The sequence below is a fragment of the Actinomyces oris genome (assembly GCF_001929375.1).
Taxonomy (GTDB): Bacteria; Actinomycetota; Actinomycetes; order Actinomycetales; family Actinomycetaceae; genus Actinomyces; species Actinomyces oris_B.
The window spans coordinates 1-18,696 of sequence record NZ_MSGO01000048.1 but is presented as its reverse complement, the minus strand read 5'-3'; the positions used below and the strand labels follow the sequence as shown (position 1 = coordinate 18,696).

Annotated in this window: 19 protein-coding genes and 1 pseudogene; 14 read left to right on the top strand and 6 right to left on the bottom strand. The window is 68.2% G+C overall.

Features of this window, described 5'->3' with window-relative positions:
• Positions 1-198 precede the first annotated feature (198 nt).
• Positions 199-2,871, top strand: a complete 2,673-nt coding sequence (acnA, locus tag BKH32_RS10920; protein ID WP_075250065.1) for an aconitate hydratase AcnA — start codon at positions 199-201, stop codon at positions 2,869-2,871.
• Between the two features lie 358 nt (positions 2,872-3,229).
• On the opposite strand, the gene BKH32_RS10910 is transcribed toward acnA, so the two are convergent.
• Entirely contained in the window at positions 3,230-3,691 is a 462-nt protein-coding gene (locus BKH32_RS10910) for a type II toxin-antitoxin system Phd/YefM family antitoxin (protein ID WP_075250063.1), read from the bottom strand.
• 222 nt (positions 3,692-3,913) lie between these two features.
• On the opposite strand from BKH32_RS10910, the gene BKH32_RS10905 reads away from it, so the two are divergent.
• Positions 3,914-5,365 (top strand): dihydrolipoyl dehydrogenase family protein, encoded by a 1,452-nt coding sequence (locus tag BKH32_RS10905; RefSeq protein ID WP_075250062.1) that lies wholly within the window; start codon positions 3,914-3,916, stop codon positions 5,363-5,365.
• A gap of 43 nt (positions 5,366-5,408) precedes the next feature.
• Here the strand turns inward: BKH32_RS10905 and BKH32_RS10900 are convergent, their stop codons facing one another.
• Positions 5,409-6,002 carry a YbaK/EbsC family protein gene (locus tag BKH32_RS10900; protein WP_075250061.1) on the bottom strand — a complete coding sequence of 198 codons (594 nt, stop codon included), beginning with the start codon at positions 6,000-6,002 and terminating at the stop codon, positions 5,409-5,411.
• A 6-nt stretch (positions 6,003-6,008) separates the two neighbouring features.
• Positions 6,009-6,086 (bottom strand): annotated as a pseudogene (locus BKH32_RS14505) (GNAT family N-acetyltransferase); the annotation flags it as partial.
• A 100-nt stretch (positions 6,087-6,186) separates the two neighbouring features.
• On the opposite strand from BKH32_RS14505, the gene BKH32_RS10895 reads away from it, so the two are divergent.
• On the top strand, positions 6,187-6,645 hold the full coding sequence (locus BKH32_RS10895; RefSeq protein WP_075250060.1) for a tRNA (cytidine(34)-2'-O)-methyltransferase: 459 nt from the start codon (positions 6,187-6,189) through the stop codon (positions 6,643-6,645).
• Between the two features lie 22 nt (positions 6,646-6,667).
• Here the strand turns inward: BKH32_RS10895 and BKH32_RS10890 are convergent, their stop codons facing one another.
• Complete coding sequence (locus BKH32_RS10890) at positions 6,668-7,531, bottom strand: SDR family oxidoreductase (protein WP_075250059.1); 864 nt, start codon at positions 7,529-7,531, stop codon at positions 6,668-6,670.
• Complete coding sequence (locus BKH32_RS10885) at positions 7,528-8,103, bottom strand: YbhB/YbcL family Raf kinase inhibitor-like protein (protein WP_075250058.1); 576 nt, start codon at positions 8,101-8,103, stop codon at positions 7,528-7,530. Before BKH32_RS10885 ends, BKH32_RS10890 begins: the two co-directional genes overlap by 4 nt.
• 233 nt (positions 8,104-8,336) lie before the next feature.
• Between BKH32_RS10885 and BKH32_RS14640 the strand changes: the two genes are divergently transcribed.
• Positions 8,337-9,242 carry a hypothetical protein gene (locus BKH32_RS14640; protein ID WP_075250057.1) on the top strand — a complete coding sequence of 302 codons (906 nt, stop codon included), beginning with the start codon at positions 8,337-8,339 and terminating at the stop codon, positions 9,240-9,242.
• Positions 9,239-10,939, top strand: coding sequence for a DNA polymerase Y family protein (locus tag BKH32_RS10875; RefSeq protein WP_075250056.1), 1,701 nt, complete (start codon positions 9,239-9,241; stop codon positions 10,937-10,939). Before BKH32_RS14640 ends, BKH32_RS10875 begins: the two co-directional genes overlap by 4 nt.
• On the opposite strand, the gene BKH32_RS10870 is transcribed toward BKH32_RS10875, so the two are convergent.
• Positions 10,904-11,647, bottom strand: a complete 744-nt coding sequence (locus BKH32_RS10870; protein WP_075250055.1) for a phosphatase PAP2 family protein — start codon at positions 11,645-11,647, stop codon at positions 10,904-10,906. The two genes, BKH32_RS10875 and BKH32_RS10870, sit on opposite strands and share 36 nt — an antisense overlap.
• A gap of 145 nt (positions 11,648-11,792) precedes the next feature.
• On the opposite strand from BKH32_RS10870, the gene BKH32_RS10865 reads away from it, so the two are divergent.
• The 9 genes from BKH32_RS10865 to BKH32_RS10830 all read left to right on the top strand — a co-directional run.
• Positions 11,793-12,440, top strand: a complete 648-nt coding sequence (locus BKH32_RS10865; RefSeq protein WP_075250054.1) for a thymidine kinase — start codon at positions 11,793-11,795, stop codon at positions 12,438-12,440.
• Positions 12,441-12,567: 127 nt separating this feature from the next.
• Positions 12,568-13,266 carry a SatD family protein gene (locus BKH32_RS10860; protein ID WP_075250053.1) on the top strand — a complete coding sequence of 233 codons (699 nt, stop codon included), beginning with the start codon at positions 12,568-12,570 and terminating at the stop codon, positions 13,264-13,266.
• Positions 13,263-14,069 carry a hypothetical protein gene (locus BKH32_RS10855; protein ID WP_081376786.1) on the top strand — a complete coding sequence of 269 codons (807 nt, stop codon included), beginning with the start codon at positions 13,263-13,265 and terminating at the stop codon, positions 14,067-14,069. The genes BKH32_RS10860 and BKH32_RS10855 overlap by 4 nt, the downstream gene beginning before the upstream one ends.
• 33 nt (positions 14,070-14,102) lie before the next feature.
• Positions 14,103-14,720, top strand: coding sequence for a helix-turn-helix domain-containing protein (locus BKH32_RS10850; protein WP_081376785.1), 618 nt, complete (start codon positions 14,103-14,105; stop codon positions 14,718-14,720).
• A 4-nt stretch (positions 14,721-14,724) separates the two neighbouring features.
• Positions 14,725-15,432: a B3/B4 domain-containing protein gene (locus tag BKH32_RS10845; RefSeq protein WP_075250052.1), complete on the top strand. Its 708-nt coding sequence runs from the start codon at positions 14,725-14,727 to the stop codon at positions 15,430-15,432.
• On the top strand, positions 15,429-16,361 hold the full coding sequence (locus tag BKH32_RS10840) for a dihydrodipicolinate synthase family protein (protein ID WP_075250051.1): 933 nt from the start codon (positions 15,429-15,431) through the stop codon (positions 16,359-16,361). The genes BKH32_RS10845 and BKH32_RS10840 overlap by 4 nt, the downstream gene beginning before the upstream one ends.
• A 109-nt stretch (positions 16,362-16,470) precedes the next feature.
• Positions 16,471-16,977, top strand: coding sequence for a YbfB/YjiJ family MFS transporter (locus BKH32_RS14105; protein WP_218638468.1), 507 nt, complete (start codon positions 16,471-16,473; stop codon positions 16,975-16,977).
• A 20-nt stretch (positions 16,978-16,997) separates the two neighbouring features.
• A complete protein-coding gene (locus BKH32_RS14100; RefSeq protein ID WP_218638467.1) occupies positions 16,998-17,558 on the top strand; it encodes a hypothetical protein in 561 nt (186 codons plus the stop codon).
• Positions 17,559-17,662: 104 nt separating this feature from the next.
• Positions 17,663-18,696 (top strand): DUF222 domain-containing protein (locus tag BKH32_RS10830; RefSeq protein WP_143222806.1); only part of this gene is annotated, 1,034 nt, incomplete at its 3' end.

Here is an 18,696-nt window from a genome sequence, read left to right as displayed (position 1 = left end):
GCGCTCCCCAGGTGCCGACCCGCTTACCGGCTTTGGTCAGGCATTCCTGCGTATTGACAACGGATGACATGCCGTGGGCTACGGTCCACACCGGAGCATCCGCGCAGCTCTCCGCCTAGCCGTCACCGCAGGTCCGCGTGCACAGGCCCGAGGCGGTGCAGCATGCCGGAACAGTACGACAACTGGAAGTGAGCCCCGGTGACCAGCCTCAACACCTTCGCCTCGCGCAGCACCCTCGACGTCGACGGCCGCGACTACGAGATCTACCGCCTCGACGCCGTCCCCGGCCTGGAGCGTCTGCCCTACAGCCTCAAGGTGCTGGCCGAGAACCTGCTGCGTACCGAGGACGGCGCCAACATCACCGCCGACCACGTGCGCGCCCTGGCCGCCTGGGACCCGGCCGCCGAGCCCGACACGGAGATCCAGTTCACCCCGGCCCGTGTCGTCATGCAGGACTTCACGGGTGTGCCCTGCATCGTGGACCTCGCCACCATGCGCGAGGCGGTCTCCGACCTCGGCGGCGACCCCGAGGTCATCAACCCCCTGGCGCCGGCCGAGATGGTCATCGACCACTCCGTGCAGATCGACTCCTTCGGACTGCCCGGATCCCTGGAGCGCAACAAGGAGCGCGAGTACGAGCGCAACGCCGAGCGCTACCAGTTCCTGCGCTGGGGGCAGGGGGCGCTGGCCAACTTCCGTGTCGTCCCCCCGGGCACCGGCATCGTCCACCAGGTCAACATCGAGTACCTGGCCCGCATCGTCTTCACCCACGAGGCCGACGGCGTCACCCGGGCCTACCCCGACACCTGCGTGGGCACCGACTCCCACACCACCATGGTCAACGGCCTGGGCGTCCTGGGCTGGGGCGTGGGCGGCATCGAGGCTGAGGCCGCCATGCTGGGCCAGCCCGTCTCCATGCTCATCCCCAAGGTGGTGGGCTTCAAGCTCTCCGGCGCCATCCCCGCCGGCGCCACTGCCACCGACGTGGTCCTGACCATCACCGAGATGCTGCGCGCCCACGGCGTGGTGGGCAAGTTCGTCGAGTTCTACGGCGAGGGCGTCGCCGAGGTGCCGCTGGCCAACCGCGCCACCATCGGCAACATGAGCCCCGAGTTCGGCTCCACCGCCGCGATCTTCCCGATCGACGAGGTCACCCTGGACTACCTGCGCCTGACCGGCCGCTCCGAGGAGCGCGTGCGCCTCGTGGAGGCCTACACCAAGGCCCAGGGCATGTGGCACGACCCGTCCCGCGAGCCCGTCTACTCCGAGTACCTCGAGCTCGACCTGTCCACCGTGGTGCCCTCCATCGCCGGCCCCAAGCGTCCCCAGGACCGCATCGTCCTGTCACGGGCCAAGGAGTCCTTCCAGGAGGTCCTGCCCGCCTACGCCTCCCAGTCCTCCAAGCCGACGCCGGTGACCCTGGCCGACGGCACCGCCACCGAGCTGGACCACGGGCACGTCGCCATCGCCTCGATCACCTCGTGCACCAACACCTCCAACCCCTCGGTGATGATGGCCGCCGGGCTGCTGGCCCGTAACGCCGTCGCCCGGGGCCTGCGCTCCAAGCCCTGGGTGAAGACCTCCACCGCCCCGGGCAGCCAGGTCGTCACCGACTACTACGAGAAGGCCGGGCTGTGGCCCGCCCTCAACGAGCTGGGCTTCAACGTCGTCGGCTACGGCTGCGCCACCTGTATCGGCAACTCCGGGCCCCTGCCGGCCGAGGTCTCCCAGGCGGTCAACGACGCCGACCTCGCCGTGGTCTCGGTGCTCTCGGGCAACCGCAACTTCGAGGGACGCATCAACCCCGACGTCAAGATGAACTACCTGGCCTCCCCGCCTTTGGTCATCGCCTACGCCCTGGCCGGGACCATGGACATCGACTTCGCCACCGAGCCGCTGGGTCAGGACCCCGAGGGCCGCGACGTCTTCCTGTCCGACATCTGGCCCGACCCCACCGAGGTCCAGGCCGTCATCGACGCCACCATCGACCGCGAGATGTACACGCGCGACTACGCCGACGTCTTCGCCGGTGACGAGCGCTGGCAGGGCCTGGACACCCCCGAGGGGGACACCTTCGCCTGGGACGAGGAGTCCACCTACGTGCGCAAGGCCCCCTTCTTCGAGGGACTGTCCATGGAGCTCACCCCGGTCACCGACATCGAGGACGCCCGGGTGCTCGCCCTGCTGGGAGACTCGGTGACCACCGACCACATCTCCCCTGCCGGCGCCATCAAGGCCGACTCCCCGGCCGGGCGCTACCTGGCAGAGCACGGCGTGGCCCGCGCGGACTTCAACTCCTACGGCTCGCGCCGCGGCAACCACGAGGTCATGATCCGCGGCACCTTCGCCAACATCCGTCTGCGCAACCGGCTGCTCGACGGCGTCGAGGGCGGCTACACCCGCAACTTCCTCACCGGCGAGCAGGAGTCGATCTTCGACGCCTCCCAGGCCTACCAGGCCGCAGGCATCCCGCTGGTGGTCCTGGGCGGCAAGGAGTACGGCTCGGGATCCTCACGCGACTGGGCGGCCAAGGGCACGGCCCTGCTGGGCGTCAAGGCCGTCATCGCCGAGTCCTTCGAGCGCATTCACCGCTCCAACCTCATCGGCATGGGCGTGGTGCCCCTCCAGTTCCCGGCCGGACAGAGCGCCGAGTCGCTCGGCCTGGACGGCACCGAGACCTTCTCCATCACGGGCCTGACCGTGCTCAACGAGGGCTCCACCCCGCGCACCGTCGCGGTCAAGGCGCAGAAGGCCGACGGCTCGGAGGTCTCCTTCGACGCCGTCGTGCGCATCGACACCCCCGGCGAGGCCGACTACTTCCGCCACGGCGGCATCCTGCAGTACGTGCTGCGTCAGCTCGCCGGCTCCTGACTGGATCGACGTGGCTACTTGGTCTCGTTGGGGTGAGCGGTGTGAACCTGCTCCAGGTAGACGGTACTGCCGTCGATATAGAACCAGATGCGGGCAGTACCCTTCGCAGTAGGTTTGTGCTGCCATCGCTGAAAAGTGCGACCGCCTCGGGTCACTGCGCCTAGGGATCCCTCGAGCGGGTAGTTGGTCGGAGTCGTCGTGAGAGGTGATTGAGTCAGGAAGTCCCAGGTGTCGCTCATGGGATTCCTCATCGTGGCTACGAGGTCACGCCACCCTTTCTCGGACTGCTTCGTGGCGAACTTCAGGACGTACTCCGACTTTTTCGTGGGCCGTGGAACCAAGCTCTCCTTGGACATGATCAGGGACGGTCGACGACTGCTTCAGCATCGTCGTCGAGCCACTCGACCGGATGCGGACTCAGACCCGCAGCGATTGCCGCGGCTGTCTCGCGCCAGCTGGTCAACTTGGTGATCGCCAGGTGCGGCTGGAGTGTGGAGAAGGAGGCTCGCGCAGCGTCGATAAGGTCTCGAGCGCACTGTTCTTGATCCTGAGGCGTCAGTGCATACATCCACGGGTATCGGCTGGCCATCCGTTTAGTGAGTGGGCCATCCTCAAGGGACACCGTGATGAGGGTGGCGGCTATGTTCAAGAGCTCAGTGCGAGCGTCTGCCTCGCGCTGAGACATGAGGACAAGGGACTCCCCGTCGCGGCGGGTCACAGTGACGGGGTGGTCCTCCGCCTCGGCGAAGACCTCGGCCGAATGCTTGCTCAGGTCGGACGAGCGCCGCACCGCTGTGGGGTAATCAACAGTTAGTCCCATACGAACATGGTATTCGGATCGTATTCGGAAGTCTAATGGTCGATTCCAGTGCGTTGATCGACCGCCGTCCACGAGGGCTTTGCTATGGGCGCACCCATTGACGTGAGTTTTGCCACGCGCGTCGACCCTCTGGATGCCGCTCTGGAATAGGGGCCCTCCGCTTCCCGTTGCCCTGGCGTTCAGATCACGCCGAGCGGCGACCGCCGAAGGAGATACACACCCATGTCCCAGCCCACCGTCAACAGCGACGCAACCAATCAGGCAGACGTCCCGGTCGAGGAGGTCGACCTTCTCGTCGTCGGAGGCGGCAAGGCGGGCAAGTCCTTGGCGATGCTGCGCGCCAAGGCCGGTGACAAGGTCGTCATGGTGGAGCGGGACAAGGTGGGCGGCACCTGCATCAACGTCGCCTGCATCCCCACCAAGACCCTCATCTCCGCCGCCCGCGTTCTCCATGAGGTCCAGGGCTCGGGTGCTTATGGCGTCACCCTGCCTGAGCAGGACGGTGGCGCCGAGGCCCTGGCCCAGGCCCGCATTGAGCTGGCCGCCTTCCGTGCCCGCAAGGAGGCCGTCGTGGGTGGCATGGTAGCGGCGCACGAGAAGATGTTCCCGGCCTCCGGCATGGACTTCGTCAAGGGCACCGCCCGCTTCGTGGGGGAGCGCACCGTTGAGATCACCCTGAACGACGGCGGCCTGCGGCGCGTGCGCGGCGCCAAGGTCCTCATCAACACCGGCACCACGCCGTCGGTCCCCCCGATCGAGGGCCTGGCCGACGTACGCTACTGGACCAGCGAGGACCTGCTCACCCTGCCCGAGCTGCCCAGCGGTCTCATCGTCCTGGGTGGCGGCGTCATCGGCGTCGAGATGGCCTCCCTCATGGGGCTCCTCGGTGTCCCGGTCACCATCGTCCACGCCGGGGAGCACGTCCTGGACCGCGAGGACGAGGATGTCGCCGCTGAGGTGACCGCCGGCCTGGAGGCCCTGGGGGCCACGGTCCTGGCCGGTGCACGCGCCTCGAAGGTCGCCACTACGGCCGACGGGAACGGCGTCGTCGTCACCACCGCCGACGGGCGCGAGGTGAGCGGATCCCACCTGCTCGTGGCCCTGGGGCGCACCCCCGTCACCGCCGGCCTCGGCCTGGAGGCCGCGGGGGTGGAGCTGACCGAGCGCGGCTTCGTGCGCGTCGACGACCACCTGCGCACCACCGCCGAGAACGTCTACGCCGCCGGTGACGTGGCCGGCACGCCCCAGTTCACCCACGCCTCCTGGAACGACTTCCGCGTCCTGCGCGACCTCTTCGCCGGCAAGGATGCCTCCACCACCGGGCGCCTCATCCCGTGGGCCGTCTTCACCACACCCGAGCTCGGGCACGTGGGCATGAGCGAGGCCGAGGCCCGCGAGGCCGGCTACGAGGTGCGCGTCGCCAAGACCCCGACGGCGGCCGTCCCTCGCGCCAAGACCCTGGGCCGCACCGAGGGCTTCTTCAAGGTCATCGTCGACGCACGCACCGACCTCATCCTGGGTGCAGCCATCATCGGCGCCGAGGCCAGCGAGGTCGTCACCAGCATCCAGATGGCGATGCTGGGTGACCTGACCTGGCAGCAGGTGCGCGACGCCGTCATCACCCACCCCACCATGAGCGAGGGACTCAACATCGTCCTGGACTCACTGGGCTGAGAGCCTGAAGGCTGGCCCCGCCTGAACGGTCCGACCGACCCGCTCAGGCGGGGCGCACGCCCAGGTTCTCGACGCGCTCGGCCCCCGGCAGTGCCACGAGCAGCGCCCCGGGCACCAGGAGCTTGGAGCGGCGCACGCCCGAGCCGATGAGCACCGTGGCCCGGTCCGCCACAGCGCCGTCGATGAAGAGCCTCCAGGTCTCGGGCAGGCCGACCGGCGTGATCCCGCCGTACTCCATGCCACTCATCTCCACGGCCCGCTCCACCGGCAGGAACGAGGCCTTGCGCACATCCATGCGCTTCTTGACGACGTGGTTGACGTCGGCGAAGTCGGTGGCACGCACGACGCAGGCGGCGATGCGCTCCTGGCCGGTGCGCTTGCCGGCCACGAGCACACAGTTCCCGGTCGCCTCGGGGTCCAGGGCGTAGTGCGCGTTGAGGGCGTCGGTGTCGGAGTGGGACGGGTCAATGGGAACCACCTGAGCCTGCCGGGCCAGGTCCGCTCCCTCGGGCGAGGCCGCCTCCAGCGCCCGCAGCGCGGCGGCCACGGGCTCGGCGAGCAGGTCGGTACGCTCCAGTGCTGGCTGCCAGCCGATCTCCGCGGCGAAGACCTCAGCCGGGTCACCCAGGTCAGTCATTCCTTCTCATCCTTTCGACGACGTCGAGCGCCTCTCGATACGCTCGACCAGACGGGTCCTGACCCCGGGCCACTGCTCCGGGGTGGGGGACGGGGTGCGCGGTGGAGCCGAGCTCATGCCTCGAGCATGGCAGGCGGAGCGCAGACATCGTCGGGATGCCCCAGCATGTGGTCTCATTGTCCCCGTGCTGCACGTCATCTTCTTCTCCCCGCGCATCCCGGGCAACACCGGGGCGGCGATCCGCCTGAGCGCCAACACCGGCTCCATGCTCCACCTCGTGGACCCCCTGTTCGACATGGACGACGCCAAGCTGCGTCGTGCCGGCCTGGACTACCACGAGCTGGCCAACACGCGCGTTCACGCCACCTGGCAGGAGTGCCTCGAGCAGGTCCCTGGACGCATCTTCGCCTTCACCTCCCACACCGAGCGCCTCTACACCCAGGTCGACTGGCGCGGTGACGACGCCCTCCTGTTCGGTCCCGAGCCCACCGGCCTGCCCCAGGAGATTCTCGACCACCCGAGGGTGAGCGCCCACCTGCGCATCCCCATGGTGGAGGGCAACCGCTCCCTCAACCTGGCCAACTCCGCCGCCATCGGCCTGTACGAGGCCTGGCGGTCCCTGGACTTTGCCGGAGGGGTCTGATCCCTCTGTATCAGTCGCCTTCTCAGAGCATGCCGGCGGGGCGGATCGCCAGGTCCTCCACGACCGCGTCCATCGAGGTGTTCACGGCCAGGCGCACGGCCGCGGCCACCGACTGCGGCGCCATATGGTCCGCAGCCCGGTAGGCGGGGGTGGCCATGATCCCCTCGGTGCGCAGGCGCGCCGCGTTGAAGGCGTGCAACCGCTCCTGCATAGGGGTGTCCACCCGTCCCGGGTAGATCGAGGTGACCCGCACCTTGCCCGCCTCCTCCTGGCGCAGCGTGTCAGCCAGGGACTTCAGCCCCGCCTTGGAGGCGGAGTAGAGGGCATTGCCCGAACGAGGGGTCACTCCGGCGCCGGAGTTGATGAACACCGTCAGCCCGCTCGCCTCCCGCAGTGCCGGCAGCAGCAGGCTCGTCAGATACGCCGTCGCCACCAGGTTGAGGTTGAGGACCGCTCGCCAGCGCGTGGGCGTGATCTTGTCAACGGTACCGGGCGCCTCCATGCCGGCGCTGTGCACCAGCACGTCGAGGCTCTCGATATCGATCCGGCTGACCAGCCTGGCCAGGGCCGTGTCATCGGTCAGGTCGACCGGGCAGATGAGAACCGCCGTCTGGGACTCCTCCTCCAGCGCGAGCGCCAGCTCCTCCAGGTCGTTGACGGAGCGGGCCAGCAGGATGAGGTCGTGGTCCCGGGCCAGGTCCCTGGCCACGGCCAGTCCGATCCCGGAGGTCGCCCCGGTGATCAGGGCGATGGGGCGGCGCTGGTGGCGGCCGGAGCCGGCGCGCGTAAAACCGTGAGCGGGGGTGAAGGGGACGGACTCCCCCTGACGGCGACGCCGGCCCGCCTTGGAGGACGAGGCGTCGACCTGGGCGATCTGTGGGCTCACTGGCCGTCCCTGAGGAAGGCGGCGGCCCCGGGCTCCCCGGGCACGGAGTAGGTGGTGGTGAGCGTGGCCCGGGCGATGCAGTGCGGCACCAGGGTGAAGGCCGCCATGGCGGGACTGGCCTCGTCATCCAGCCCCAGAGTGTCCACGTCCAGGGCGGAGACGGTGAAGACATAGCGGTGATCGCCGTCGCCCGCCGGCGGGTAGGGGCCGAACCAGGCGTGGTCGCCCGAGTCCCCGGCCAGGTGGAAGGCGGCGCCGTCGAGCTGAAGGTCACTGGCCCCCGCACCCCGCTCCAGCGAGGTGACCGAGGCGTCCAGGTCCACGATGGTCCAGTGCCACCAGCCCGACATGGTCGGAGCATCCGGGTCGAAGCAGGACACGACGAAGGACTGCGTCTGCTCGGGGAAGCCCGACCAGCTCAAGGCGGGGGAGACGTTGTCGTGGATGCCGGTGAAGATGTCCGGGATCCGCCCCTGCTCAGTCAGGTCCGCGGAGGTCAGCGTGAAGGAGGGGACCGAGGGCAGGAGGCCGGTAGGGGCCGGCGGGCGGGGGCGAGTGAGGTCGGCTGTCATAGGTGTACCTCCAGGCAGGTGATGGATAGGGAAGGTGGCCTTCCATGAGGGCACAGCCCCAACTGTAGACGCCCCTGCGCAGACCCGCCCCTGTGGATCTCCTGTGGGGGAGCTCCGTGGGCTCGTCGTGCAGGGCCCTGAGACCTCCGTGCTGCCGGCGCCCTCGAATGATGTCGTAGCGGAGCGTTATCCTGAACCACATCCGTCGAACATACGTACAGAAAGGGGGTGTCATGAGAGCCTCGACCACGCGCGCGCCATCGGAGGCCCAGAACCGCCTCGACCGGGCCCGCCTCGCCCTGAGACTGGCCGAGGAACGCACCGGACTGCGCGACTCAGCGGCCCTGACGGTGCAGCGCGCCCTGTCCGCGGCATCAACCAGCGACCTGCTGAGCGCGTCAGCCGACTCGCCTCCGGCTGCATCCCCCGCATCCCCCACGGAGCTCTCGGCCTGGCAGGACTCCGGTGTCCTCACTCTCCACGGATCCACCACCCTCCTTCTGGCCGCCCTCGCCCTGCGCCAGGGCACCGCCGGTTGGTGCGGCGTCATCGGGGGAGACGAGCTGGGCTGGTGCGCAGCCACCGAGGTCGGCCTCGACCTCAACCGGGTCCTCACCGTTCCAACGCCCCTCCTCGATGACGCCTCGACCCTGACGGTCACCTCCACGCTGCTCGACGGCGTCGACACCCTCCTCATCGGTGCCACTGTCGCCGAGGGCCTGCGCCCCCAGCACCGCAGACGCCTGCTGTCCCGGGCGCGCGAACGCGGCCACCTCATCCTGACCCCCGCCCGCTGGGAAGGCGCCCGCATCCTCCAAGCCGACCCCCTGGCCCCGGACACCGGAACCAAGAACGCGCCTCCCGCCCAGGCCCCGGTGGAGGCCCTCGGCATGCCCTCCACCGACGGCGTCGTCATCCCCATCGGGCGAGGAGCCCCACCCGCCCCGGTGCGAGCCGTTGAGATGCCGGCCGGCTACCTGCGACGCCTCACCTGGACCCTGACCGACCCGCAGCGCCCACGGCTCACCACCACCGAAGAGCTCACGCTCTCACTGTCCGCCGAAGGGCTGCGCACAGGCTCCCGCAACACCGTCGACACCGTCGACCCGGCCCCCAACCCGCAGGAGGCAGCCGGATGAACCCGCCACCACCGACCCCGCCGCCCGGCCCGCCCGCCTCCAGGCTCGTGGCCATCTGGGTCCCCGACTGGCCTGTCGTCGCCCTCACCATGGAGGCCCGCCAGCAGCGCCGACACCCCCGAGCGCACCAAGGAGCCCCTCACCTGCCGGACCCGGCCACCGAACCCGTCGCCGTCGTCGGCGCTCGCGGAGTCCTCGCCGCCTCAGCCCCGGCCCGCCGTGCCGGCATCACCACCGGCATGCGACTGCGCACCGCCCGGTCCCTGTGCCCCGAGCTCACCGTCCTGCCTCCCCAGGAGGAGTGCCAGGCCCGAGCCTTCGAAACCGTCATGGAGGCCCTCACCTCCCTCCTGGCGGACCCCATGGTGGCCCGCCCCGGACTGGCCCTGTCCGGCGTCAAAGGACCCGCCGCCTGGATCGGCGGAGAAGAACCCCTCGCCTCAGCCCTCGTGGAGACCATCACCCAGGAGGCCGACGTCGAGTGCCAGGTCGGCATCGCCGACTCCCTGCCCGGAGCCGTCCTGGCCGCCCGCCAAGGCATCATCGTCGAACCGGGACGAACCCCGGAGTTCCTCGCCCCCTGGCCCCTGGACGCACTCCTGACCTGCCTGCCCCTCAACCGCCTACAGTGCGATGCCCGCCCCCTGCTGGAGACCTTCACCCGACTCGGCCTGCGCACCTTGGCGGACCTGGCGGCCCTGCCCCGAAAAGACGTCACCGCCCGCTTCGGCCCCCTGGGGGACAGGCTCCACCACCTAGCCTCCGGCACCCACCACGAGGCCCCTGCCATGCCCCGGCCGACCCAGGACATCACCGTCACCTCCGACCTCGACCCTCCCATCGAACGCGCCGACACCGCGGCCTTCGCCGCCCGGCACCTCGCCGAGAACCTGGCGACCCGCCTCCTGTCCGCAGGACTCTCCGCCGGACACCTCTGCGTTGCCGCCCGCTGCGAGGACGGCACCGACCTGGCCCGAACTTGGATGCTGGAGGCCACCCCCACCCCCACCGAGCTCATCGACCGCGTGCGCTGGCAGCTCGAGGGATGGCTCTGCGGGCGCTCCGGACGCCCACCCTCCTCCGGCCTGACCCACCTGAGCCTGACAGCCCTCGAGCTGAACCCGGCCACGACCTCCCAGGCGGGACTGTGGCAAGCGCCGGGCCACCAGGCTCAGGCACGCGCCCACCGCGCCGCCGAGCGCGTGGAGTCCCTCCTGGGGGCCGGAAGCATCCAGGTTCCCAAGGTCGTTCCCGGGCGCGACCCGCGCTCGCGGGTGCACCTGATCCCCTGGGGTGAGAGCGAAGGCGCTGGTGGGTCCACGGGTGATGAACCGGCGTCCTGGAGTGGTGCTCTGCCCGAGCCCTCACCCTCCGTCGTCCTGCCCCGGCCGGTTCCCGCGCGCCTCACCGATCTTCAGGGGCGAGAGCTCGGCGTCGACATCCACGGTCAGCTCGACGGCGTCCCCGGCTTCCTCAGCGTCGGCGACGGCTCAGGCGGCGTTGATGAGGGTGCTGTGGGGACTTCCTCCCAGATGGAGTCCGTGCTCCTGTGGGCCGGGCCCTGGCCGGTCGACGAGGGCTGGTGGACCACGTGCGGGCCTTCGCGTCGCGCCTACCTCCAGGTGGTCACCGACGTCGGACCACCCCGCCTGCTGGTGCGATCAGGCCGGTGGTGGCTCGATGCCCTCTACTCCTGAGGAACTGTCTGATGGTACGGCCGCAGAGGGCAGGGCCTGGCGTCGTCGTCCCTTCAGCCACAGAAGCGCCAACGTCACCAGGCACAGCCAGGCCAGCCCCAGGGACCAGCCGGCCAAGACATCGGTCATCCAGTGGTAGCCCAGGTAGACACGGGAGGTTCCCACCAGCAGGGTCGCCCCCGCCGCCGCCATGATCGCCAAGGCCCGGTACAGGGCCGCCACGGTGGATACCAGAACCATCCCCGCCAGCAGGCCTGCGAAGACAGCCGTGTTGAAGGAGTGCCCCGAGGGGAAGGAGGTGGTCGAGGCGGGAGCGCCCAGAAGAGTGTCGGTCGAGGGGCGTGCGCGCCTGAAGATCTCTTTGAGCGCTACCGTCAGCAGGCTGGAGCTGATCATCGTGAGGCTCAGGACCAGCGCGCGCATGCGGCGGCCCCGCATGAAGAGGAGAGTGGCGCAGATCGCGGTCAGGATCGTCAGCCCCACAGTGGAACCCAGAGCGGTGAAAACCTGCATGATGATGGTCAGGGCAGGGTGGCGCTCATCCACGGCCCAGGTGGTGACACTCTGGTCATGAGGCGCCAGACCCGTCCCGGAGCTCGTGGTCAGAGCCAGCCAGGAGAACAGCGACAGTGTGATGACGGCGGTCGTGGCCAGCGTGCCGGCTCGCCTGGTGCGCCAGGTGTGAGGCAGGTGGTCGAGTGAGAGCATGAGGGGAGGTTATCCGTGCTGGGCTGGATGAGGCTATGCGTGCGCCATGGAGCGGCTGAGCGGCGTCGTCACGTCTTGTCCGCGCCCGGGACGCTCGGCGGGTAGCATCCGCCCGAGTGATTCGATCCGGCTCAGGAGGACCTGCGTGGCCAAGCTCTACTTCCGCTACGGCGCCATGAACTCCGGCAAGTCCACGGGGCTTCTCCAGACCGCCTACAACTACGAGGAGCGCGATCAGCGCGTCCTGCTTCTCAAGGCGGTGGTCGACACCAAGGGTGAGGACTCAGTGGTCTCCCGGCTCGGGGTGTCGCGCCGCGTCGACCTCCTCGTTGACACCGACGACGACCTGCGCGCCCTGGTGCACCGGCGGGCCCTGAGCGGTGCGCGACCCGTCCGCGACAAGAACGGTGCGCCGCGGGAGGCGGTGCCCTTGCGTGAGGTTCTTGACTGCGTGCTCGTCGACGAGGCCCAGTTCCTCACGGCTCTTCAGGTGGACCAGCTCATGGAGATCGCGCTGATCGACGACGTGCCCGTCCTGGCCTACGGGATCCGTACCGACTTCCGCACAGTCAGCTTTCCCGGGTCGCGGAGGCTGCTGGAGATCGCCCACTCCCTGGAGGAGCTCAAGACCATCTGCCGCTGCGGACGCAAGGCCATCTTCAATGCCCGCAAGGTGGGGGAGTCCTTCGTCTTCGACGGCGATCAGGTGGCCATCGACTCCGGGGACGTCACGTACGAGTCGTTGTGCGGCCAGTGCTACCTCGCCGCCGGTGGGAGGCTTCCCGGTCGGTGAACCGCGCTCCGGGACTGAGCTTGTGCTGGCGGGAGTACAAGGTTGACTGAGGGGATGGGGCGAGGAAGCGCCCCTAGCTCCGAGATGTTCCTTGTAATTCTGGTATTACAAGCATTATCGTGAAGCTGTGAATGTCTCCTACGCACTCATCGCAGACATCATCCGCTCGCGCGAGCTCCCTGATCGCAGGCGTGCTCAGTGCGTCATTCACGAGACTCTGGACCGAGCCGCTGAAGGGCTGGCGCTGACGCAGCGTCCGTACGCCACGGTCGGCGACGAGCTGCAGGCGGTCTCGGCAACCCTCGCCGACGCTCTCGCTCTCACCTTGCGCACGCACCTCCTTCTACCTGAAGGGTTGGGCCTGCGCTTCGGTATCGGCGCCGGAGCGATCTCCGAGGTTGAGGGCGCGATGGGAAGCGGTGCGGACGGTGTGCCAGGGCGTCTCATTCAGGACGGCTCGGCATGGTGGGCCGCACGTGAGGCGATCGAGAAGGCGCACCATCTCCAGGATGAGGGGAGGACGTTCGTTCGCACCTGGCTGCGCATCCATCCGGATGCGGTCAGCGGATCCGGAGGGGGGCGGGGCGAGCATGAGAGGTTCGTCAACTCCGTCCTCATCCTGCGTGACCAGACGATATTCCGCTTTCAGCCCCGTCAGCGCCGCATCATGGCCGGACTTCTCATGGGGATGACCCAGATTGAGATCGCCCGTCAGGAGAAGGTGAGTCAGCAAGCCGTCTCTGAATTCGCTCGCAGTGCCGGTTCCTCCTTGCTGGAGGTGCAAAAGCTACTCGACGGGTTGAATGGGAAAGGTGAAGGGAAATGACTGCCCTGCTCGTCCTTCTGCTTGCCGCCGCCTCCGTGGTTGACGGCTCCGACCGGGTGAGTAGGGGATTGTCCCGGATGCCCACCGGGGTGGGACTGCTGGTGGGGGTGCCTGCAGTCGTTGCTCTTGGCGTCCTGGTCGGGTGGCCCGTTCTTCATCTTGGGTCGGGAAGCGTCGTCATCATCATCCTAGTGGCCACTGCATGGTTGTGCTGCGGCCTGGTTTCACGGGCCTGGTGGGAGAAGCTGTTGAGGGCCCGCCAGCGGGAGCGGGCGGGGCAGGGCGCCTCCGAGAGCGGTGCGGATCGGCTGGAACGATTTATCCGCCTTGCCTGCGCGGGGCTGTTGCTCCTCGCCGTGGCGCTCTGTGTCGTTGTGTCTCAACCGCTTGGGTCTCGGGCTGCCAAGATGAGCGCTGTCGTCGGAGTCGTCGTCCTCCTGACTGTTCCCGCCAATCGAGTCGTCGCCGACATTCTTGCTGTTGCTCGCCACTCCTCGCAGGGGAATGGAACGGCTGTTGTCGTTGGTTGCGAGCCTTCGCAGGAGAGTGGGAAGCAGAATGGGTCGGGGAGCTCGATGCGCGGCGGTCGCTGGATCGGTCCGCTTGAGCGAATCCTCATTCTCCTGCTTGCCTCCGTTGAGGCGCCCGCTGCTATTGCCGCAATTGTTGCCGCCAAGGGTGTGATTCGGTTCCCCGAGATCAGTCAGGATAAAGCGGGGCAGAAGGCTGAGGAGTTCCTCATCGGCTCCTTCGCCTCTTGGATCCTGGCGGTCCTGGGTGCCGTCGTCATTCATGTCTCCTGAATGGGAGGGTAGACAGTGCCCATATAGTGCACTATGATGCACTATGTGGAAGTGAGTGCAGAGTCGTTGACCCACGAGATCGGTGTGCGGATCAAGCAGGAGCGCAGCAGTCGCAGTTGGACACTCGACCATCTCGCAGAGGTCGCCGGGGTGAGCCGGCGAATGCTCGTGAAGGTTGAACAGGGGGCGGTCAATCCGAGCATCGGCACGCTGCTGCGGCTCTCGGACGCGCTCGGTATCGGGCTTCCGGCACTCGTTGAGCCCCCGATGTCGCGCGCGGCCAAGCTCGTGCGCCGCGGTGAAGGGGCTCGTTTGTGGAGCGGCAACCATGGAGGATCTGGTGTCCTCGTCGCCGGCACGCAGCCGCCCGATGTTGTTGAGCTGTGGGACTGGACCCTCAATCCAGGAGAACGTCATGTGAGCGAGGCCCATGCTGCTGGTACTTGCGAGCTGCTGCACGTCCAGGCCGGATCGATCCTTGTCGCGGTCGCTGATGATGTCTACGAGCTCCACGTCGGAGACGCTTTGACGTTCTACGGCGATGTCAACCACTCCTATGACAACCCGAACCAGCAACCCGCACGGTTCTCACTCTCGGTCTTCGAGCCGGGGGTTGGAACCACGCCCAGAACGGAGACCTTGAATGACTAACCCCATGAGCCCGAACGAGTTCCTTGACGCCTGTGCCATCGATCCGGCTGTACTCGAGCTACGCCCCGACTATCGCGTGCAGTTACTTGTTGTCGATGGTCTTTCACCAAACCTGGGATCCGATGTCGCAGATGACCTCATTCGGGCCGCCCAGGATCATGCTCAAGCCCTGCTCGCCGAGTCGACGGTCGATCAGCTGCCGCACATCGCAGCCTGGCGTGAGGCCTACCGGGCATTCGGAGCCAAGCCCCAGCGTACCCGCAACAGCCTCGAGGCCTTGACCCGTCGTGCGGACAAGGGGCTGCCCCGGGTCAATGCACTCACCGACATCTACAACGCGATCTCGGTGCTGCATCAGATCCCGCTCGGCGGTGAGGACTTCGCCCTGTACGCGGGGCCAGCGCGCCTGATCCGCGCCACCGGCCGGGAACAGTTCGACACCACCGCGAACGGTGAGGTCGTCGTCGAGCATCCCGATCCCGGGGAGGTCGTGTGGTGCGACGACGCAGGAGTGACCTGCCGGCGCTGGAACTGGCGTCAGGCCCGCCGCACCGGTCTGAGTGATGCTACCCGGACGGCCTTCTTCATCCTCGATGCTCTCGCTCCGGTCGCCGACACCGAGCTGAGCGCTGCTGCTGACGCTCTCTCTCAGGCGCTCAGTGCCCTCGGCTCAGACGTGAGCGTCTCCCGACGAGTGATTGGCACGTCATGAAGCGACCGCACCAGGAGGGCGGTCCCGCCCCGAGCCGTCTTGCCGGGCTGAGTGCTTTTCCCCTCACACCGCTTCGCGACGACGCCGTTGATGAGCGCGCCTTCATAGGTCTCATCAAGAGGTTGACTACGGCTGGAGTCGATTCCATCACCGCCCTCGGTTCGACCGGGTCCTATGCCTACCTCACAGCGGCCGAGCGTGCCCGGGTGGCCCGCCTCGCCGTTGAGTACGCCGGACCGACTCCGGTGTTCGTCGGGGTCGGCGATCTGCGTACCTCTCGCGTCCTCGCTCATGTGGACAGCGCGCAGGAGGCTGGTGCGGCCGGCCTGCTGCTGGCCCCGATGACCTACCAGAGCCTCAGTGACGACGAGGTGTTCGGACTGTTCCGCACTGTCACCGAGCACACCGACCTCCCGGTCATCGTCTACGACAACCCTGGCACCACGCACTTCACGTTCACCACGGAACTGTATGCCCGCATAGCCGAGCTGCCCGGCGTCGTATCGATCAAGATCCCCGGCGTCCCCGCCGACCCCGCTGTAGCGTGTGAGCACGTTGCGATGATTCGGGCCGCGATTCCTGAGCACGTCACGATCGGCGTATCCGGCGACGCGCTTGCAGCCACTGGCTTGAATGCCGGCTGCGACGCCTGGTACTCGGTGATCGGGGGAACCCTCCCAGCTCCTGCGCTATCGATCACCCGAGCTGCCCAGGCGGGACGGGCCCAGGAGGCTGTCGTGGAGTCGCGACGACTCGCGCCTCTGTGGGACCTGTTCGCTGAGCTCGGCGGGAGCCTGCGCGTGACTGCGGCGATCGCCGAGCACCTCGGTCTCGTTCCACCGTCCTGCCTGCCGCTGCCGATTCAGGGGCTCACCGACTCGCAGCGCGGGCAGGTCATCGACGTGGTGGCCGGGCTCGATCTTGTCTGAGCGTCGTGAGGATTCTGGTGCGCCAGGTCGGACGACCTGGGCGCTGGCGCGGTACGTGTTCGCGGCCACGCTCGTACGCTTGGCTGATGGAGGTGCGGTAGTCGCCGTCGTGCTGCTTGCCCAGTCCTCCGGAAAGCCCGGATGGATGTCCGGCATGCTGGGAGCGGCAATCATCGCACCGCATCTGCTTGGTCCGTTCATCGCCCGCCGCCTCGACACTGCAGATGATGGCAGGAGGATTATCGCCATCTCGGCCCTCGCTCACGGTCTACTGCTCGGGGCTGCCGGGCTGCTGCTGCCGGTGACGTGGACCGTCGTCCCGGCATTGCTTCTGGTCCTCTCGGGAGTATTCGGGCCCATGCTCACCGGAGGAGTGAGTAGTCGGCTGCCGTCGATCGCGGGGCCGTCGCAAAAGAGCCAGCGGCGCGCACAGAGTTGGGACGTCGCCAGCTACGGCGTCAGCGGCACGCTCGGGCCCGCTGTTGTCGCATGGATCTCGGCCGCTACTGATCCGCTGGGAGCGATGCTGGTCCTTGCCGTCTCGGCACTCATTGGCGCCGGGGCTGTGCTCGCGCTCCCGAAGCAGGCACCGGCGCTGCTGAGCCGGGTGCTGTGACCTCGTCAGCGTACGTCCTGATGACGATCTGGCGATCCCGACCGCTGCGCTGCACGCTGGGGCTCACGGTCGTGGTTGCGTTCTCGGTTGCGGCGCTACCGATCTACGCCGTTGCCGTCGCCCCGACTCTTGGTGGGACTGCTTTGGCCGGCACTCTGGTTGCTGGGTATGGAGGTGGTGGTCTCGCTGGATCCGCGCTGTTGATGGTGTGGCCGCTCAAGGGAGACGCCGACAGGCTCGCGTCGCTGCTTGCCGGAGTGGTCGCCGTGGCGCTGGGTGTCGTCATATCGGTGTCGAACCCCGTCCTGACGATGATTGCGTTCACCGTTGTCGGCGTTGCTAACTCCCTGTTCTTTGCTGCGACATTGGCGGCTCGCAGCGAGTACTCGCCTCTTGAGCTGCGGGGGCAGGTGTTCATCTGGGTTGGGGCCCTGAAAATCGCGGCGGGTTCGGCTGGTACAGCGGTTGCCGGTGCACTTGCCGGCGCTGCGGTGTGGCTTCCGATCGCTGTCGCTGCCGTCCTATCGGCTGCAAGTTCCCTCTGGTGCGTCATGGAGCGCCGACGGGCTGGGGCGGGCTGACAGAGGGAGCGGTTTCGGTTTCTCGATTATTCGTTGTTATTGCAGCGGTTTCTGGATGACTGCTTCAGCGTGCGGGTGGTCGGGGATCGGGCTATACTGTACGTATGTTCGAAGGTGGTGTGCTTCCTCTCGCCCCGGCCGGTGGTACGGCCGGGGCGCTGGGGGTGCCTGGCGGGGAGCTGGCGCCGGGGCCTGTGACCTTCCCTGAGGACGTGGCGGGCCTGCTGGCGTCCCTGGGTGCGGGCGGAGCGCTGGCCGGTGTGGTGGAGGGGCTGCTGGCCCGTCTGCTGGTGACCGCCCAGAGCCACAACGACGGCGACGGCGGTGGTGGCGGCGAGGACTCTGATGCCGAGAGTGCCGGCAGTGCTGATGGTGAGGGCTTGTTTGATGGCGAGTCTGGGACTGACGCGACGCTGGTGGCCGCCTCCGAACAGCGCCGGACGATGGGCGTGGAGGAGGCCGGTGATAGTGGGCTGCTTGGCCTGGGGGCCTCGGGTTTGGGGGAGCTGGCGGCGGCCTGTCACCGCCTGGCGGCCTGGGCCGCCTGGGGTGAGGCGCTGGCCGCGGCCTGCCTGACCGGGTGCCCTGAGCTGTCGAGTCATCCGGGTCAGTGGGGCCCGCATGGTGAGGTCTCTCCGGTGGTGGGTTATGAGGAGCGGCGGTTCAATGCCACCTGTCTGCTCTCCACCCGCCTGGGCATCTCTCGGACTCGGGCCGGTCAGATGGTGGATCACGGCCAGGCCCTCATGAGCATGGGCTTCGGCCCCACTGAGGTGATGGAACGCTGCGGGGTCCTGGACTCAGCCAAGGCCTCCCTGGTGACCCGCCGCCTGGAAGACGTACCCGTGCCGGTGGCGCTGGCGGTCCAGGACAAGGTTCTGCCTCAGGCGCCTAGGCGCAGCGTGTCCCAGGTGGGGCGCGACATTGAGAGGGCCCTGATGGAGACAGACCCCACCGGACACACCGAACGAGTCCGGGTCAATGTCTCCAGGCGGTGCGTGACGCGCCCCAAGCCCGCCGGCGAAGGAATCTCCCAGGTCCGGCTCGTGCTGCCCACCATGGACGCCCTGCTGCTGGACGCCACCCTGGACGCGATCGCCGCTTCGGCGCGGGCCTGCGGTGAGAAGCGCTCCCTGGG

Bases quoted from the DNA above. Each gene is read 5' to 3' on its own strand.
- BKH32_RS14640 (WP_075250057.1), top strand. From the start codon at position 8,337: ATGAGAGCCTCGACCACGCGCGCGCCATCGGAGGCCCAGAACCGCCTC.
- BKH32_RS10870 (WP_075250055.1), bottom strand. From the start codon at position 11,647: ATGCTCTCACTCGACCACCTGCCTCACACCTGGCGCACCAGGCGAGCC.
- BKH32_RS14100 (WP_218638467.1), top strand. From the start codon at position 16,998: ATGACGATCTGGCGATCCCGACCGCTGCGCTGCACGCTGGGGCTCACG.
- BKH32_RS10845 (WP_075250052.1), top strand. From the start codon at position 14,725: ATGAGCCCGAACGAGTTCCTTGACGCCTGTGCCATCGATCCGGCTGTA.
- BKH32_RS10905 (WP_075250062.1), top strand. From the start codon at position 3,914: ATGTCCCAGCCCACCGTCAACAGCGACGCAACCAATCAGGCAGACGTC.
- BKH32_RS10850 (WP_081376785.1), top strand. From the start codon at position 14,103: ATGATGCACTATGTGGAAGTGAGTGCAGAGTCGTTGACCCACGAGATC.
- BKH32_RS10900 (WP_075250061.1), bottom strand. From the start codon at position 6,002: ATGACTGACCTGGGTGACCCGGCTGAGGTCTTCGCCGCGGAGATCGGC.
- BKH32_RS10855 (WP_081376786.1), top strand. From the start codon at position 13,263: ATGACTGCCCTGCTCGTCCTTCTGCTTGCCGCCGCCTCCGTGGTTGAC.
- BKH32_RS10840 (WP_075250051.1), top strand. From the start codon at position 15,429: ATGAAGCGACCGCACCAGGAGGGCGGTCCCGCCCCGAGCCGTCTTGCC.
- BKH32_RS10885 (WP_075250058.1), bottom strand. From the start codon at position 8,103: ATGACAGCCGACCTCACTCGCCCCCGCCCGCCGGCCCCTACCGGCCTC.
- BKH32_RS10875 (WP_075250056.1), top strand. From the start codon at position 9,239: ATGAACCCGCCACCACCGACCCCGCCGCCCGGCCCGCCCGCCTCCAGG.
- BKH32_RS10910 (WP_075250063.1), bottom strand. From the start codon at position 3,691: ATGGGACTAACTGTTGATTACCCCACAGCGGTGCGGCGCTCGTCCGAC.